Here is a 15,861-nt window from a genome sequence, read left to right as displayed (position 1 = left end):
GGTTATAGTGTTATCCGATGACTTAAACGTATGGTTAAATTTATGTAATATTATTATATAATTGGATAAAATTACTAACGCAGCCACTATTAATGGATAAGAATAAAATTTTCATGCTTCAGCTCTGTCATAAATTAATCCCCCTTGACAATTTATCCTAAAATTTATACTTATATTATTTATAAAATATAGTATTTTGTATATTATACCAACATCGGAGAAATTTTAAAAGGGGTGGCCGAGGCCACCCCTTTTTTTCTACACTCACTTAAGCTTAATCATTTCCCAGTTTTTCCTAATTCGTATACAGCGTCCAATATTTTCATTTAATAATCACCCCATCTACAGCAATTCATCCACGTTCTCATATACTTTAATTATAGCATCTATAATGTCGTCCATATCTTTTTTAGTCCCAAGCAGCATATTCTGAGTAAGCCATATCCCTTCTTTTTCTCCGGCCTTTTCTGCATTTTCAAGATACATATTCTTATAATCTATTTTAGAATCTGTTACCCTTCTAATATCTTCGCCATGGAAAAGAGGCTGCTTATAAAGACATACATATCCGGAAGAACAGGGTATTCCTTCAGCATTTAATGCTTTTATAAACCTTTCCCTGGGTAAATCTTTGCAATTTTCACTTTTATACTTGAAAATAAACAAGTGGTATGAATTCCTAGTTATCCGTTCATCATGCTTTAATGGCTCAACACATGGTATCTCCTCTAAACGTGAATTCAAATACTCTGCGTTTTCCATTCTCCTTTGTATCTGTTCATCCAGGGATTCCATCTGAGCATCCAGTATAGCTGCCTGCCATTCAGTCATCCTGGCGTTGGTCCCAATGTTTACATGTTCATACCATACTGTCCCTCGGTAAGCCCTCCCGCAATGATGTATTGACCAGCATTTTTCATAAATGGCAGTATCGTTTACTGTAATAAATCCACCTTCCCCTGCGGTTAAATTCTTACTGGCCTGAAAACTGAATGAACCGGCATGGCCAATTGAACCCACTCTTCTCACTTTCCATTCGGAACCATGGGCATGTGCACAGTCTTCTATTACATAGAGGTTATGCTTAGATGCTATGTCCATTATTCTATCCATATCACAGGCTCTTCCGCCTACATGCACCGGTATAATTGCTTTTGTTTTTGGGGTAATTGATTCTTCAATTTTATTAGGATCAATATTATAACTATCAGCTTCTATATCAACAAACACGGGTGTAGCTCCCAAGAAAAGTACGGCAGATGCTGTAGCGTTAAATGTATATGGTGGGATTATAACTTCGTCACTATATCCTATCCCTAATGCTCTTAAAATAATTTCTATTGAAACGGTACCGTTTGTTACTGCTATCCCATAATTTGCCTGCTGGTATTCAGCAAACTTTTTGGCAAACTGCTTTACCTCGTTTCCCAGAGTTCCCCAGACTCCACTATTTAAAACCCTTTCCAATGCCTTTTTTTCCTTTTCTCCATATTGAGGCCATTTAGGAAAGCCTTCTGTCCTAAGAGGGTTCCCCCCATTAATTGCTAGGTTAGACATGTATTATCCACCCTTTCATTTTAATTTCATTCTAGCATAAATCATAGAAGTCACATCACAGGAATCAGTTCCTTTTCGACCCAATGTTTGAATCAATATTTTGTACAGTATTTTCAGGCCAATTAAAGAACTTTTCCTTAACAATTCATATTAATTTTTTTTAATTGTACTTCTATATTAATTATACTTGTACAAAAAGAGTTTTTCATTAACATTATTGTTTTATAATAGCACAAATTTGTGATTTTGTGTATGTTTAAACGTGGGTATAATGTCAATATCTGCTTCTTTTTATCACTCCTTTACCGAACCTACAAGTATTCCCTTAACAAAATATTTTTGAACAAACGGATATATGCAAACAATTGGCAGTGCTACAAGGATAATAGCAGCCATCTGGTAGTTTTCCGGTGTTATTTCTACTGTTCCCAATTCCATTATTCTTTGACCCGCTTCGCTTAGACTTGCAGTAATCATTTTCTCCATAACTAATTTCCTTAAATAATACTGAAGTGTCCACATTTTGTTATTATTTATAAAAAGCATCACGTTAAACCAACTGTTCCAAGAACCAAGAGCAATAAACATCCCTATAGCCGCAATTGTAGGTACAATGGAGGGAACAACTATTCTGAAAAGTACTTGTGATTGTGTTGCTCCGTCAATAATAGCTGCTTCCACCAGGCTTGTCGGAATTGATTCTATCTGGGTGCGTATTACAATAATGTAAAAAACATTTACCAGTGCCGGAAGTATAAGTGACAGGTATGTGTTCTGCAAGTGCAAGTAATTTGTCATTAATATATAAAAAGGAATTAATCCTCCTGAAAAATACATTGTCAAAACAAAATAATAATTAAAAAAAGCTTTTCCATAAAATTTTTTTGAAAAGGCATATGCAGCCATTACATCGATTATTAAGTTTAATATTGTTACAACTATTGTGATATAAATGGTATTTACTACTGACCATAAAAATACATTATCACTTAGTATAGCTTTATACGCTGAAAATTCCCACCCTTTTGGCCAGAAGCTGACACTCATTTTTATCAGTGCTTCCTTGCTGCTTAATGAAATACTTATAATATGCATGAAGGGTAATACAATTAACATACAAAACACAATCATAAATGTATAATTAAATGCATCAAATAATTTTTTTCCCGTTGATTTAATCATAACTCTTCCCTTTCTAGTTACTAATTTTCATATTACCATACAGACCATCCTGCAACCTTTCTTGCAGTTCTGTTTGCAATAAACAATAAAACGAAATTTACCACTGATTGGGTGAATCCTATAGCAGTTGTTGCACTGAATTGCGTCTCTTCAATACCTAACCTGTAAGTATAAGTACTGATAACATCTGCGACTTCATATACCATCGGATTATAAAGTAAAAATACTTGTTCAAATCCTATGCTTAAAAGACTTCCAATTTGTAGTAACAAAAGAACAGTAATAATGGAAGATAACCCCGGAAGAGTAATATACCACGTTTGTTTCCATCTATTAGCCCCATCTATTATTGACGCTTCGTATAGGTTTGGATCAATAGAACTTATTGCTGCAAGATAATATACTGATGACATTCCCACACCTTTCCATATACCCGAGCTAATAAGTATAGTCCGAAAGTATTCCTTTTTTACCATAAAATAAATAGGTTCCATACCGAAGGCTTTGTTAAGAATAATATTTACTATTCCAGTTGTAGGTGAAAGTACTGATATTACAAGTCCTGCCGTAACAACCCATGATATAAAATACGGAAGATAGCTTATTGTCTGTACAGTTCTTTTGAATTTCATATTAGTTATTTCGTTTAATAACAAAGCAAATATAATTGGTGCAGGAAAAGAAAAAATGAGGGAGTATATATTTATTATTACGGTATTTTTCATTACTCTCCAATAGCTTGCATCTGTTAAGAATTTTTTAAAATGATATAACCCAACCCATTCACTTCGAAATACTCCTTTAAAAGGACTGTAATTCTGAAAACCCATAACAATACCATAAATCGGTATATAATGAAAGACAAATAACAATATTACTGCAGGCGCAAGAAGCATATATATCGGTATATCTCTGCCCGGTAAAAAACTCAGTCTGCCATTTTTATTATACTTTATTTTTTTTGTTGTCTTGGTCACCTGTACAGCTTTCATCTGACCTGCTTCTGCCATTCACACCACCTCCGTAACCCTGCTGCAAAAAATATATATACTCCCGGGGGTATGACTTTTTACCAAGTCATATCCCCGGTGACTGCTAAAAATTATTAAAATAAATTAGTATAATATCTAAAACTTAAATACGTGCACTTTTTCTATATAAGCCACTACATAAAAGTTATTTAGTTTGACCGATAAACTTTTTTATCTCCTCTTTCTTGGATTACTTTTTGCAATGACTTAGTATATTCGTCAGTAATATATTTGTATTTTTGCAGCCAGGCTGCAACTTGTCTGTCATACTCTTCCATTGATATCTCACCTATAACAGCCTTATACATTATTGCTTTGGATTCCTCACGCGCTTGACTAGACTTCGGAGCAAGGTCAGCAATTGTTGAAACAAAACTTGCAGGCGTTATTATTGGCACCTTTGCTGATTCCTTGTTTCTAATTTCAATACCAGAGTCCCATGCCTTTCTAAACTCTGAAGCCTGTGTAGCATCCATGGTAGGAAGTACAGTAGCCATTCTTACATTCATACCTTCCTGATACCAGTATTGTCTCATGAATGTATAAGCATTTCTATAATATGTCTTGGCACTTGCTTCAACATCCACAAGTCTTGTACCGTCAGGACGTACATAATATTCTATGCCTTCGCGTCCCCATGACATCTGTTTGCAAATTTCGTAATCCAGAAATGTCTCTATTACTCTCACAGCAGCATCAACATTAGTACACTTTGAAGAAATGGAAACTATATGCCACCCTAAAGGAGAATATGACCAGTATGCTAATTCAGGATCTACTCCAGGCGCTATAGGATTATTAACAAAGCCAATTATTACATTCTTCTTTCCTAATTGAACAAACTGCTGTTGTTGCCCTAATACTGCTGCAGAATCACCGCGCCATACCATCATGTTCTTTTCGGTGATTCTATTGGCAAATTCAACTCCAGTATTTGTTACAAAAGTCTTGTCAAGTAATCCTTCTTCATACAATTTCCTGTGATATGCGATTGCGTCTCTCATTTTAGGATATTCAAAAGCCCAGATATATTTATTGTCAGGTGTTACTTGCATTTTTACGCCGTTACCGTCAACTTGTGCACCAAAAGCTTTAAAGAACATATCCATCATCATGAAGCCGCCTCTGCTTGAAAGGGGAACAGAATCCGTGTATTTCTCCTTAACTTTTTTCATTACTTCATACCAGTCATCCGGAGTAATAGGCATCTTGTCTCCGTTTACCTCTCTTATAAGGTCTATTCTTGCATATGTCCCCTGCGGGTTATCATTGCTTAATGTATATAATTTATAAATATTTCCATCATTTGTCCTCATCATATCAAGCATTTCTTTATTATAAAGTTTTGATAATACAGGCGACTTTTGTACTAGAGGTTCCCAGTCTAAAAATGCACCATCAGCACCATACTTGTCAATATCTGCGTGGAACCAACAGTGTACAATATCAGGTATATCACCGGAAGCCATCATTAAGTTGAATTTTGTCTGGAAATCCGCATATGCTGGCTGAATCATTTCCAAATCTACATTAGCAGCTTTCTCAATAACATTCAAGAATGGATTGTTGCTTTTGTCCACATCATTTGGAAAAGCTATACCCGCATCCCCAAAAAACATTTTCAATTTTACAGGGGGCTCAACTTTTGGCTCATCCGCAGACGTTTTTGTCTGTTCTGTAGTCTTATCCGGCCCCGTCTTTTGTCCTGTATCAGTATCCCTCACTACACACCCAGTTGTAAGCACTAGTATAGATAGTACTATAACTAGTACTAATGAAAGTCTTTTTCTAGCTTTTTGCATAAGATAATACCTCCTTGATTTTTATATTTGATTTTTTATTTACTAATCCCGGCATAAACCGGAAATTAGTTCAATATTAGTTCAATAATATAATTAATAGAAAATAACGAAAATTAATACAAACATCATAAGTAACTGGCTACTATGATTTTATGTTAGTACCTTTGAGAGAGAAATTCAATATAAATAACTTTCAACCATAATAATTTATTTGATTTTCTAATGATAATTTTCTTGCACTTATGGTAAATAATTTGAAAACCTTATAGTAAGACCTTTAAAAAAGAATAACAATGAGTTATAATGTATTTTGAAGGAGGGTTATTTAATGCACCTCAAATTTTGGGATTATTACCATGAAATAGATTTTTCAAAAAAATCAAAAAGATTTTTCGATATTAAAAATGTGCAAAATATTAAAAATGCAAAATATTTACAGCTAAGTTATTTATATAAGCTATTTATTTCTTATCTAATTATCGTAATTATCTGTGTTGGTTTCATGGCTGTATTTTCCTACAGGCTTGAAAGCAATAACATTAAAAATTGGGCAATAAAATCCAATAATGACCTTCTTAATCACTTTAAACACACCATTGATAGTTTTATACTGGATAATGTGGATAAAATATCTTTAATTGTACTTCAAAATGCAATAAATAACCCTGACATTTCATACTATTTTTTAAATTCTATAGAAGGTAATTATACAGGTTTGCTTAAAGTATCTGATTTTTTAAAGAATATTAAAGCAGCAAACCCATTAATAAATTCTATAACAATATATTATAAAAATAATGAACTGCTGGTCTCCACAGATGGAATAAAATATAATCCTGATGATAACTCTATAATGCCAGATAGACTATATATTTACGAGTTATATGATTCGGATATTAAGGAATACTGGGGACTAAAAAAAGAAAGGTCTACCCTGGCACCCTCCGTGAATTCTTCAACTGATACAGAAAAAGTGTTTATAACCTATGTCCGTAAAATATCTTCTCCTTCGGCAAAATCCAAAGCCGGGGGCAGTATTGCCATAGCTGTTGATGAAAGTATCCTGCACAGTTTAATTAAAGGTTCTGCACCTGTTAATTTCGGCCAGATTTTTGTCATTAATGAAGACGGTGAAATCCTTTCTCATAGTGACAAAAAATATCTCTTCAGCAATATAAGGGATTTATCGTTCGGAAATAAAGTATGGAATTCTTGTAATAATAATGATAATGGTTACTTCATAGCAAAAGTTGCTGGAAAGGATTGTATTATCTCCTATATATCATCGGATTACAATAAATGGAAATATATTACGGTACAGCCAATAGCAGAACTAATTGAAACAAAATTTAATTTTCTTGGGAAAACTATAATTCTTATTACTGTTGTAACCCTCATATTCGGCCTGTTTGTCTCATTAATATCAACCAAAAGCATATATTCCCCCCTAAAATATTTATCCGAATTATGTAAAAATATTATACAAACACGTTTTGTTAACATTCCAAAAGATGAATGCAGGATAATAAGTTCAACCCTCGGTTTATTGTCGTCAAAAGTTAAAGAACAAGAAAAAAAATTAGAAAAGAGTATTCCTATAATAAAGCACCATTTTATTCAAAGTCTTCTTAAGTCCGATTCCTTAAATGAAGAAGATATATACGAAAAAATGGAGTTTTTAGGTGTAACATTTCCATTTGAATACTTTATTGCAATGACCCTAAAATTACGGAAATACCCTAACTCCATAGGTTTAAAAACTCTTGAGATGGTAAAACTTGATATTATGGAAAAAGCCGAGCAAATTCTATCGGATTATAATTTAAAATCTATTTGTACTGAAGGCATAGATTCCATAAATATAATTTTAAATCTTAATAATAAGGATATCGATATTATACCTTATGCTATGAAGCTGGTTGATTATATAAATAATTCTCTGAATCTCCAGGTAAATATAAGCATTGGAAACAGTTATTCAGGTCTTGATAACATACGCACTTCTTTTACTGAAGCGGAAATGTACGTCAATTACAGCTACATTTATCCTGAAAAGAACATCTTTACCGTCAAGGAAGGGATAAACTGGGAATTGAATTCAGGTGAAGTATTACGTACAATTTATGAGGAATTTTATAATTCAATGAAAATGCGCGACAAAAAAGCTTCTCTTGAAAGTATAAAAAACATAATTGGTACTATACGCAAGGAACACATGTGCTACAACTATTCTATAAGAACTTTGTTGCAATGTGTAACCTGCATTGAAGATACTGTTGCAGAGCTTAAAATTAATCCCGATTATATTACATCTAATGATATTTATACAGATTTCAACAATATAGACAACATACTAGACCTTAAGAAGTGGTTTGAAGTAATAATAACTCAAATATTTGAATATTTTGAAGAAATGAGGTCAGAAAAGAACTCAGATTTTATAAAAGAGGTCAAGGATTTTATATCAGAAAACATCCTAAATCCATCAATATCTCTTAATTATGTAGCTGAAGCTATGCACATAAGCCCTACCTACCTAAGTAGAATGTTCAAACAGGAAACGGGAATGAACTTCGTGGAATATTTGATGGAAGAAAAACTTAATGCAGCCAAAGAGTTGCTCTTAGTAAATAAAAATATAAAGATAGAAGATGTTTGTGCTGCAGTAGGATATTCAAGTCCTCAATATTTTATAAGGAAATTTAAGTTAAAATATGGTACAACACCTGGTGAATACAGGGTATCATACCTTCGTGATGTTCGCAACAGCAAGACTTGAGCCTGGTACCATTGCCTTTTAACTACTGTCACATAAGGGAAAAACTATCCTTCCCTTTCCTAATTCTTTCATGATTAACCATTATTAATTATGAACAAGTTTTCCAGTTCTAATTTACACACAAAAAAACTATTATTTTATAGGGTATCATTCAGTATTATTTGTGGAGGTATGTGTGACAGTAATTTTAATTATTCTATTGAATCTTGCTGCAGGTAGTGCAAGTCTGATATTTGGTGTAAATCTTATGAGTGGAAGCCTTGAAAAAATAAATATGCACAGGATCAGGCGGGTTCTTTCGCGCTTTACGGCAAGTGTGTTTACTTCACTTATAGCAGGTACTGTTATTACTGCTTTAACACAAAGCAGCACTGCAGTTACACTTATCACAGTAGGCATGGTCAGTAGCGGCATGCTCAGTCTTACTCAAGCGGTAGGCATTATTTACGGTGCAAATATAGGTACCACAATTACAGCTCAATTTATGTCTTTTAAACTTACGGATTTTGCCCCTTTATTTATAATAGCCGGGCTGGTTATAAAGATTTTGGGGAAAAAATATTCTGTCAAGAATATAGGCAATGCGGCAGTAGGTTTCGGAATTATGTTAATGGGGATAAATATATTGGGTTGGAGCATTCCATATATTGAAAAAAGCAACTTTATTAAGAATACATTCATTAAGTATGGTAACAATCCTTACCTGGGTTTGATTATAGGCATGATTGCAACAATGTTGGTACACAGCAGCAGTGCGACAGTAGGGCTTACCATTGTTCTGTTCAATGGAGGACTGATTAGTTTTGACGCTGCTCTAGGCTTGATTTTGGGTGACAATATTGGCACCTGCTTTATGGCCCAAATAAGCACTATAGGGGCTACTGTTCCTGCCAGGCGCACTGCATGGGCTCACACTTTGTATAACATAATAGGAAGCCTCCTTGCCCTTGTCCTCCTTAGCCAATTTTCCCACTGTGTAAAAAGCTTTACATTCATGCTGGGGCAGGACAAATCACGACTTGTAGCCAATGCCCACACTGTTTTCAATTTACTTAGTGCAGCAATCTTTCTACCCTTCACCCGCTACTATGTAAAGTTCATTGAATGGCTCATCCCATATAGCTCATAATATACTCATAATATAACTCATACTATTACTTATAACAGAACAATACAATTTTTCCCTTTCTTTTTAGCTGCATATAAAGCAGTATCTGCTTTTTGCAACAGTTCTTGCATAGTGTTTATACTATCATCCATAACTGCCACTCCTATACTAACTGTCACAGAAATCTCATTATCATCGAATATTATAGGGCATTCAGCTATACTTGACAGTAAGCGTTCTGCAACGCTCTTTGCCTCTTCACTGCCTGTATGAGGTAAAAGTATTGTATACTCTTCCCCTCCATAACGGCCTATTATATCAGTTTCTCTTAAAGATTTTTTGCACTTTTCTGCCACAGCCCTTAAAACATTGTCTCCCAAATAGTGACCATAAGTATCATTGATCTTTTTAAAGTCATCAATATCCATCATTATCATCGAAAGGGTTTGAAGGTTCTTATATCTCTTATGCAACTTAAATTCTCTTTCAGCAAGTTCAAAGAAATACCTACGGTTACTAAGCTTTGTTAAATCGTCAATTCTGGCAAGATTTTTTACTTCAGTAAATAATTTTGCATTCTTTATAGCTATTCCCGAGTGGGCGGCAAAATTATACAATATCTCTGCATCATATTCAGTGAAAGCATTCTTCTCTTTTTTTTGCAAGACTATAATTCCTAAAACCTCCCCACTGTTTACAATAGGTACCGCGAGAAAAGACCTTTTATCACATTCAACATTTTCACAAATACAGTATGAAACGTTATTAGCATCTCTGATTATTACAGGTCGTTGCTTTTCCAGTACAGTTTTGATAAGAGGGTTATCTTTCGGAATAATTAAAGTTTTACCGCCTTTTCCCCGATGAGAACAATTCGCATTGAAACAGCCCATACGCAAAACAACTCTAAACCCAACTTCCCACAGACTATCGGTCTCTTCTCCATCTTCTTTAAGCATTACCACACCACAATCAAACAAAACAAAACTCTTAAGCCTTATTAAAAGTCTATCTAAAACTTCATTTAATTCAAGGGTTGAAGAATATAAATCACCTTGGTATGAAGCATGTATTACAAAATCATCCTTTAATCTGTTAATTGCCGCTAAATGCTGCGATGCACTTTCGGCTCTTGAGAATGCCATCGTATGACGTACGGAAATCATAAGGAAATGGGCAAGAACAAAGATAAAGAAACCAAAGGAAGAATAGCTTCCTGTAGATATTATTTCATTAAAATACAGGATATCATTTACTATTGTTCCATAAAATAATAGTGATAATAGTGTTCCGGCGAGTATAAAGACTTTCTCCTTTCTTTCCTTTAGCACTGGTTTTATTGCACTAATAAAGTACAAACCGGCCATAATAACTGTTAATTGAATAACAATTACAAACCTGGTAAGTACTCTTGTAGGAATAAACACTACGAAAACCGAGTATGCTATTCCGGAAAGTTTGAAAATTAAACATATTTCTTTGCTTAATTTTCCTGGAAATATAGATTCAAGATATAAAGTGCTATATATAAGGCCAAGGCATAAGGTTATATACTCTATTTTCAGGAATATTTCCTGGGGAACAGCAGGAAATAATTTAACCAGGTACATCTCCCCAAGAAGCAACGTCCGAATTGACAAAATAAGGCTAAACACCCCTAAATAAAACATATACAATCTTTTTGGAGATGTAAAATACATAAATATTTGATATAAGCCTATTATAAAAAGGCATGAAAAAATAAATATATCTGAAAACAGTCTTCGTTCATTTAAGCTTTTTATCTGGTTCTCTGTACCCAAAATTAAAGGCTGCCAAATTCCGCCCCTTCTGTGAATAAAATTAGCAACTTGAATTATTATTTCTATTTCATTTATTCCGTCTGCTTCACCTGTTTCATTCTGATTCTGCCAGTTAAAGTAAACAGTATCCGGGAAATACCCCGGAGAAAATTCTTCTTTTTTCTTGCCTACCTTGCCGATGCTGTTGCGTATATTTCCGTTAATCCATAGTTTGTAGGATGTACAAATTGTCGCTAATTTTATACCCAATACATTTATATTATCAGTATCTTTAAGTTTTACTTTCAGGCGGAATGTAGCACATCCATCTGCACTTAGTGTTTTCCCGTTTAACTTATATTTATTCCATGATTTGGGAACAATTGCCCATATATCTTTCATTTCAGCTTTTTCTTCACTCTGTTTTTTTGCAAAATCCTCAGGTGTTAGGAGTTGCCCCCAGTAAAATTCCCATTCTCCATTTAGCTTGACAGCTCCGTCCTTCTCAAAACTCCAGCTTGTTAGGTCTAGAATCCCTTTTTCTGCTCTAGGAACTTGTCTTGTATAACTATAGCTTGGGGAAAAACATATCACAAATACAAGCAAGACCACTGACAAAAATACAAGCACCCATACAAATATAAATACAACTTTATTATTGTATAAAGCTTTTTCAGCTTTCACAAAATTCCTCCTGGCAAACCAACGCAAGTAGACGAAATATACACCCCCCTACCAACTTACCTAACGTCGGTTATAACTCATATTATTATATAATATTTTTAATATTATATATATAAATATATTCTGCATAAATTAATAAAATCCTTTTTTATCTACATTACTCAAAAAATTTTTATGATTATTTATATTAAACATCAATTTATTAAGATTACTTAAGTAAGGTTACTTAAGCAGTACGCTGGTAGCTTTGTTGCTTTTCATAAAGCTGGCTGTATATACCTCCCTTATTCAACAGTTCCTCATGAGTACCCATCTCTTCCACTCTGCCTTTATTAATTACAATAATCTTATCGGCATTTCTTATAGTAGAAAGCCTATGAGCTATAATAATAGTGGTACTGCCCCCCGATATGTTAGCCATGGCACTTTGTATGGCAGTTTCAGTTTCTGTATCAATATTTGCTGTAGCCTCGTCTAATACAAATACGGCAGGTCTGAATGCGACTGCCCTGGCGAAGGATATTAATTGCCTCTGGCCGGCAGAAAAAGTACACCCTCTCTCTTTTACTTCCTCATCGTATTTATTTGGAAGAGACTCGATAAATTTATCAGCACATACAAGTTTTGCTGCATATACAATATCGTCGTCAGTTATTACGCTGTTTTTAAGGCGTATATTGGATTTTATATCTCCTGAAAACAGGAATACATCCTGCATTACAACTGCTATTTGACGTCTTAAGTCTTTTAAATTATATTCTTTTATATTAATCCCGTCAATTAAAATTTCTCCCTTTTGTATATTATAAAACCTTGCCATAAGGTTTATAATTGTAGACTTTCCGGAACCTGTAGCACCTACAAAAGCAACTGTTTCTCCCTGCCTGATCTTGAAACTGACATCTTTTAATACCCATTCTCCTTCATTATATGCAAACCATACATTTTTAAATTCAATTTCACCTCTAAGCTTATCTATATGCTTTTCTCCTTCAATATCCTCCAGCAACTCCCGGTTGTCAAGTATGTCAAATATTCGTTCCGACGATACCAGAGCTGACTGTATTGAAGTATAGTTCTCGGAAATTTCGTTTATAGGGCCGAAAAACTGTCTAATATAGGTGATAAAAGCATATAAAACTCCTATTTCCAGGTAGCCTTCTGTAACTCTCCCACTACAATACCATATCAATAGTGCCACAGTAAGAGTATTGATAATTTCCACAATTGGCCTGCACAAACTGTTTAGAATTACCTCCCTAAGACTTGTGGCAAAATATTCTTTATCCAGTTTTTCAAATTCTTCAAATTTTTCTTTTTCTCTATGAAAGATTCGGACAAGTTTCATGCCCGATATATTTTCCGCCAAAAATCCATTTATTCTTGCAATAAGTCCCTTCATTTTTATGAAATTCTTTCTTGCAGCTTTACGGTATATTACTGTTATAATTGCTATCAGCGGCACACTGCATATACTTAATAAAGCAAGGTTTTTATTCATTGAAAACATTGCAATTATTATTCCCACAATCATTATAAAATCCCTTATGAAATTTACCAACACACCGGAAAAAATTTCATTGAGGGCCTCTACATCATTTGTAACCCTTGTAAGAATTCTTCCGGATGAATTCCTGTCAAAGAACTTCATGGACATGTTTTGTATATGAGTAAAAAGTTGATTCCTGATATCGTACATAATTTTCTGTCCAATATAAGTCAAAAGGTAGGTTTGGGAATAACCAAATCCTGCTCCGAGTAATACTACTCCTAAGTATATTAAACCCATAAGCATAAAAACATTGGGATCATTTTTTCCCACAGCCAGGTAATCATCTATTACATACTTGATTATATACGGCTTTATCAATACTGCTCCATTAATTAAAAACGCAAATAAAATGCTTAAAAGCATTAACGGCAAATACGGTATGAAATAACCCAACAACCTTGCAAATAGAGTCCTCTTCCCTTTACTTAGTGAATATTCATCATGTACATATTTGTCTTTCATTTTTGTTAATACCCCCTGATTCTATAATACATCGTTATTTTGTTCCACCTGGGATTTATACAGGTTATAGTACATTCCTTTCATTTCCATTAATTCTTCATGGGTCCCTCTTTCGACAATCTGTCCTTCGTCCATAAAAACAATCTGGTTGGCGTATCTTACCGTAGAAACCCTGTGGGAAATAATTATTCCCGTCCTGTTTTCCAATACTTTCTTTATATTCTTAAGAATTTCTTCTTCAGTTTTTGTATCTACTGCTGAAAGGCTGTCATCAAGTATGAGTATGGCTGGATTTTTAATAAGAGCCCTGGCAATGGAAACTCTTTGCTTCTGTCCCCCTGAAAGGGTTACTCCCCGTTCCCCGACAACAGTTTCAAAACCTTCAGAGAAAGATAGTATATCACCGTATATTCCCGCCATCTTCGCCGCCTGTTCAATTTCATATTCCGCATAAACAGGCCTGAAAAATTCAATATTGCTCCTTATTGTCGTCGAAAACAGGAAATTATCCTGGGGTACATAACCCATATTCTCCCTTAAGACTTCCACAGGTATATGGTTAATATCTCTTCCTCCTATAAATATGTGCCCGTCTTCAACATTGTACAATCTTAACAGCAAGTTTGCCAATGTAGTCTTTCCGCTGCCTGTTTTACCCAGGATACCCAGTGTTTCTCCCTCCCTGACCTTCAGGTTAATACCCTTTAAAGCCTTATTTTCTGAGCCAGGATATGTGAAATCCAAGTTTCTTATTATAATACTTCCCGTAAACTTGTTTTTCTGAGAGCAACGAGTTCTTTCTTTCCCTATTTTCCCTGCTGTTGTTGCTGCTGTTTCCGCTGCTGTTTCCTCCGTTGTTGTTACTGCTTCTACACTTTCTACACTTTCTATACTTTCTATACTTTCTTCTCCCTTTTCACAAAATATCTTATCCAACCGGCCGACTGAAGCTATGCCCCTCTGCCAAACCTCAACAATCCTGCTTATACTTACTATAGGACCCATGATCACCATTATGTATGAATTGAAGGCTACATAGTCTCCCAAAGATATTATGCCTCTTGTGACCAATCCGCTACCATAAATAATAAAGAACACCAGGCTCAAACCGAAGAAAAGTTGGGTTACCGGCCCTAAGGCAGCAGAAATCCTTGTCAGTTCCATGTGGGTGTCAACCCTGGCCTGGCTGTATTTTACAAAGTCCTTAACTTCCTCTTCTTCCTGGGCAAAAGCCTTTATTATCCTAATGCCTGATATATTCTCCTGTACTTTTTCAGATATTTCGGCAAAGGCTTTCTGCACTGCAGCAAATCTTTCACGTATTTTTTTTCTTAATTTGTAAAGTATAAATACGATTAATGGCGCCGGTGCAAGGGCCATTATAGTCAATATAGGGTTAATGGTCTTTACCATAATCAGAATTGACACAGCGTTCACCACAACCCCGTCGAGTATTGCAGTAAAACCGAAACCAAATGTCCGCCTTATTGCCTGAATATCATTTATAGCATAGGCTACAAGATCTCCTGTCTTATTGTTATCGTAAAAACTTGCCGGTAGGGTTTGCAAGTGTTTAAACAACTTTTCTCTAAGATAACACTCCAAGTACCTGCAATTACCTACAAGGAAATATCTCCAAATAAATCGAAAAACAAAAGCTCCAACCGCTGCAGCAATTAAAATAACCAGGTACCTGTTTATAACTGAAACTGGCATTCTATCATTAAGGCTATCTGTTATTAACCCAATTATTTTCGGTATTAATGATGTAATAAACGATGTAATAAAGAGAAATACTATACCTGCTAAATATCTCCATTTATGTTCTTTAATAAAATCCCATAAAATCTGTTTTGCTCCCATATTATATCATATCAACTCCTATTCTTATTCTCATGTGGTATCAGGATGTTTTGTTTGCGA

At 34.5% G+C, this 15,861-nt stretch carries 9 protein-coding genes; 2 read left to right on the top strand and 7 right to left on the bottom strand.

Annotated elements, in window-relative coordinates; translation table 11 throughout:
* Positions 1-342: 342 nt before the first annotated feature.
* From HPY74_02715 to HPY74_02700, 4 genes are all read right to left on the bottom strand, one after another.
* Complete coding sequence (locus HPY74_02715; protein NSW89589.1) at positions 343-1,557, bottom strand: DegT/DnrJ/EryC1/StrS family aminotransferase; 1,215 nt, start codon at positions 1,555-1,557, stop codon at positions 343-345.
* A gap of 294 nt (positions 1,558-1,851) precedes the next feature.
* Positions 1,852-2,739, bottom strand: a complete 888-nt coding sequence (locus HPY74_02710; GenBank protein ID NSW89588.1) for a carbohydrate ABC transporter permease — start codon at positions 2,737-2,739, stop codon at positions 1,852-1,854.
* A gap of 32 nt (positions 2,740-2,771) precedes the next feature.
* On the bottom strand, positions 2,772-3,731 hold the full coding sequence (locus tag HPY74_02705) for a sugar ABC transporter permease (GenBank protein NSW89587.1): 960 nt from the start codon (positions 3,729-3,731) through the stop codon (positions 2,772-2,774).
* A gap of 188 nt (positions 3,732-3,919) precedes the next feature.
* Positions 3,920-5,572 (bottom strand): extracellular solute-binding protein, encoded by a 1,653-nt coding sequence (locus HPY74_02700; GenBank protein NSW89586.1) that lies wholly within the window; start codon positions 5,570-5,572, stop codon positions 3,920-3,922.
* Positions 5,573-5,900: 328 nt separating this feature from the next.
* On the opposite strand from HPY74_02700, the gene HPY74_02695 reads away from it, so the two are divergent.
* Together HPY74_02695 and HPY74_02690 are read left to right on the top strand one after the other, a co-directional pair.
* On the top strand, positions 5,901-8,351 hold the full coding sequence (locus tag HPY74_02695) for a helix-turn-helix domain-containing protein (protein NSW89585.1): 2,451 nt from the start codon (positions 5,901-5,903) through the stop codon (positions 8,349-8,351).
* Between the two features lie 175 nt (positions 8,352-8,526).
* A complete protein-coding gene (locus HPY74_02690) occupies positions 8,527-9,480 on the top strand; it encodes a Na/Pi cotransporter family protein (GenBank protein NSW89584.1) in 954 nt (317 codons plus the stop codon).
* A gap of 29 nt (positions 9,481-9,509) precedes the next feature.
* Here HPY74_02690 and HPY74_02685 read toward each other — a convergent pair whose 3' ends face one another.
* The 3 genes from HPY74_02685 to HPY74_02675 all read right to left on the bottom strand — a co-directional run bounded on the left by HPY74_02685 (position 9,510) and on the right by HPY74_02675 (position 15,801).
* Positions 9,510-11,924, bottom strand: coding sequence for a diguanylate cyclase (locus HPY74_02685; GenBank protein NSW89583.1), 2,415 nt, complete (start codon positions 11,922-11,924; stop codon positions 9,510-9,512).
* A 226-nt stretch (positions 11,925-12,150) separates the two neighbouring features.
* Positions 12,151-13,938 (bottom strand): ABC transporter ATP-binding protein, encoded by a 1,788-nt coding sequence (locus HPY74_02680; GenBank protein ID NSW89582.1) that lies wholly within the window; start codon positions 13,936-13,938, stop codon positions 12,151-12,153.
* 21 nt (positions 13,939-13,959) lie between these two features.
* Positions 13,960-15,801 (bottom strand): ABC transporter ATP-binding protein, encoded by a 1,842-nt coding sequence (locus tag HPY74_02675; GenBank protein ID NSW89581.1) that lies wholly within the window; start codon positions 15,799-15,801, stop codon positions 13,960-13,962.
* Between the last annotated feature and the right edge of the window lie 60 nt (positions 15,802-15,861).

The sequence above is a fragment of the Bacillota bacterium genome, assembly GCA_013314855.1.
Taxonomy (GTDB): Bacteria; Bacillota; Clostridia; order Acetivibrionales; family DUMC01; genus Ch48.
The sequence above is the reverse complement of the archived record's forward strand: the minus strand, read 5'-3'. Positions and strand labels throughout refer to the sequence as shown.

Excerpts from the sequence above, each read along its gene's own strand:
- HPY74_02695 (NSW89585.1), top strand. The coding sequence starts at position 5,901 with ATGCACCTCAAATTTTGGGATTATTACCATGAAATAGATTTTTCAAAA.
- HPY74_02710 (NSW89588.1), bottom strand. The coding sequence starts at position 2,739 with ATGATTAAATCAACGGGAAAAAAATTATTTGATGCATTTAATTATACA.
- HPY74_02705 (NSW89587.1), bottom strand. The coding sequence starts at position 3,731 with ATGAAAGCTGTACAGGTGACCAAGACAACAAAAAAAATAAAGTATAAT.
- HPY74_02715 (NSW89589.1), bottom strand. The coding sequence starts at position 1,557 with ATGTCTAACCTAGCAATTAATGGGGGGAACCCTCTTAGGACAGAAGGC.
- HPY74_02680 (NSW89582.1), bottom strand. The coding sequence starts at position 13,938 with ATGAAAGACAAATATGTACATGATGAATATTCACTAAGTAAAGGGAAG.
- HPY74_02700 (NSW89586.1), bottom strand. The coding sequence starts at position 5,572 with ATGCAAAAAGCTAGAAAAAGACTTTCATTAGTACTAGTTATAGTACTA.
- HPY74_02675 (NSW89581.1), bottom strand. The coding sequence starts at position 15,801 with ATGGGAGCAAAACAGATTTTATGGGATTTTATTAAAGAACATAAATGG.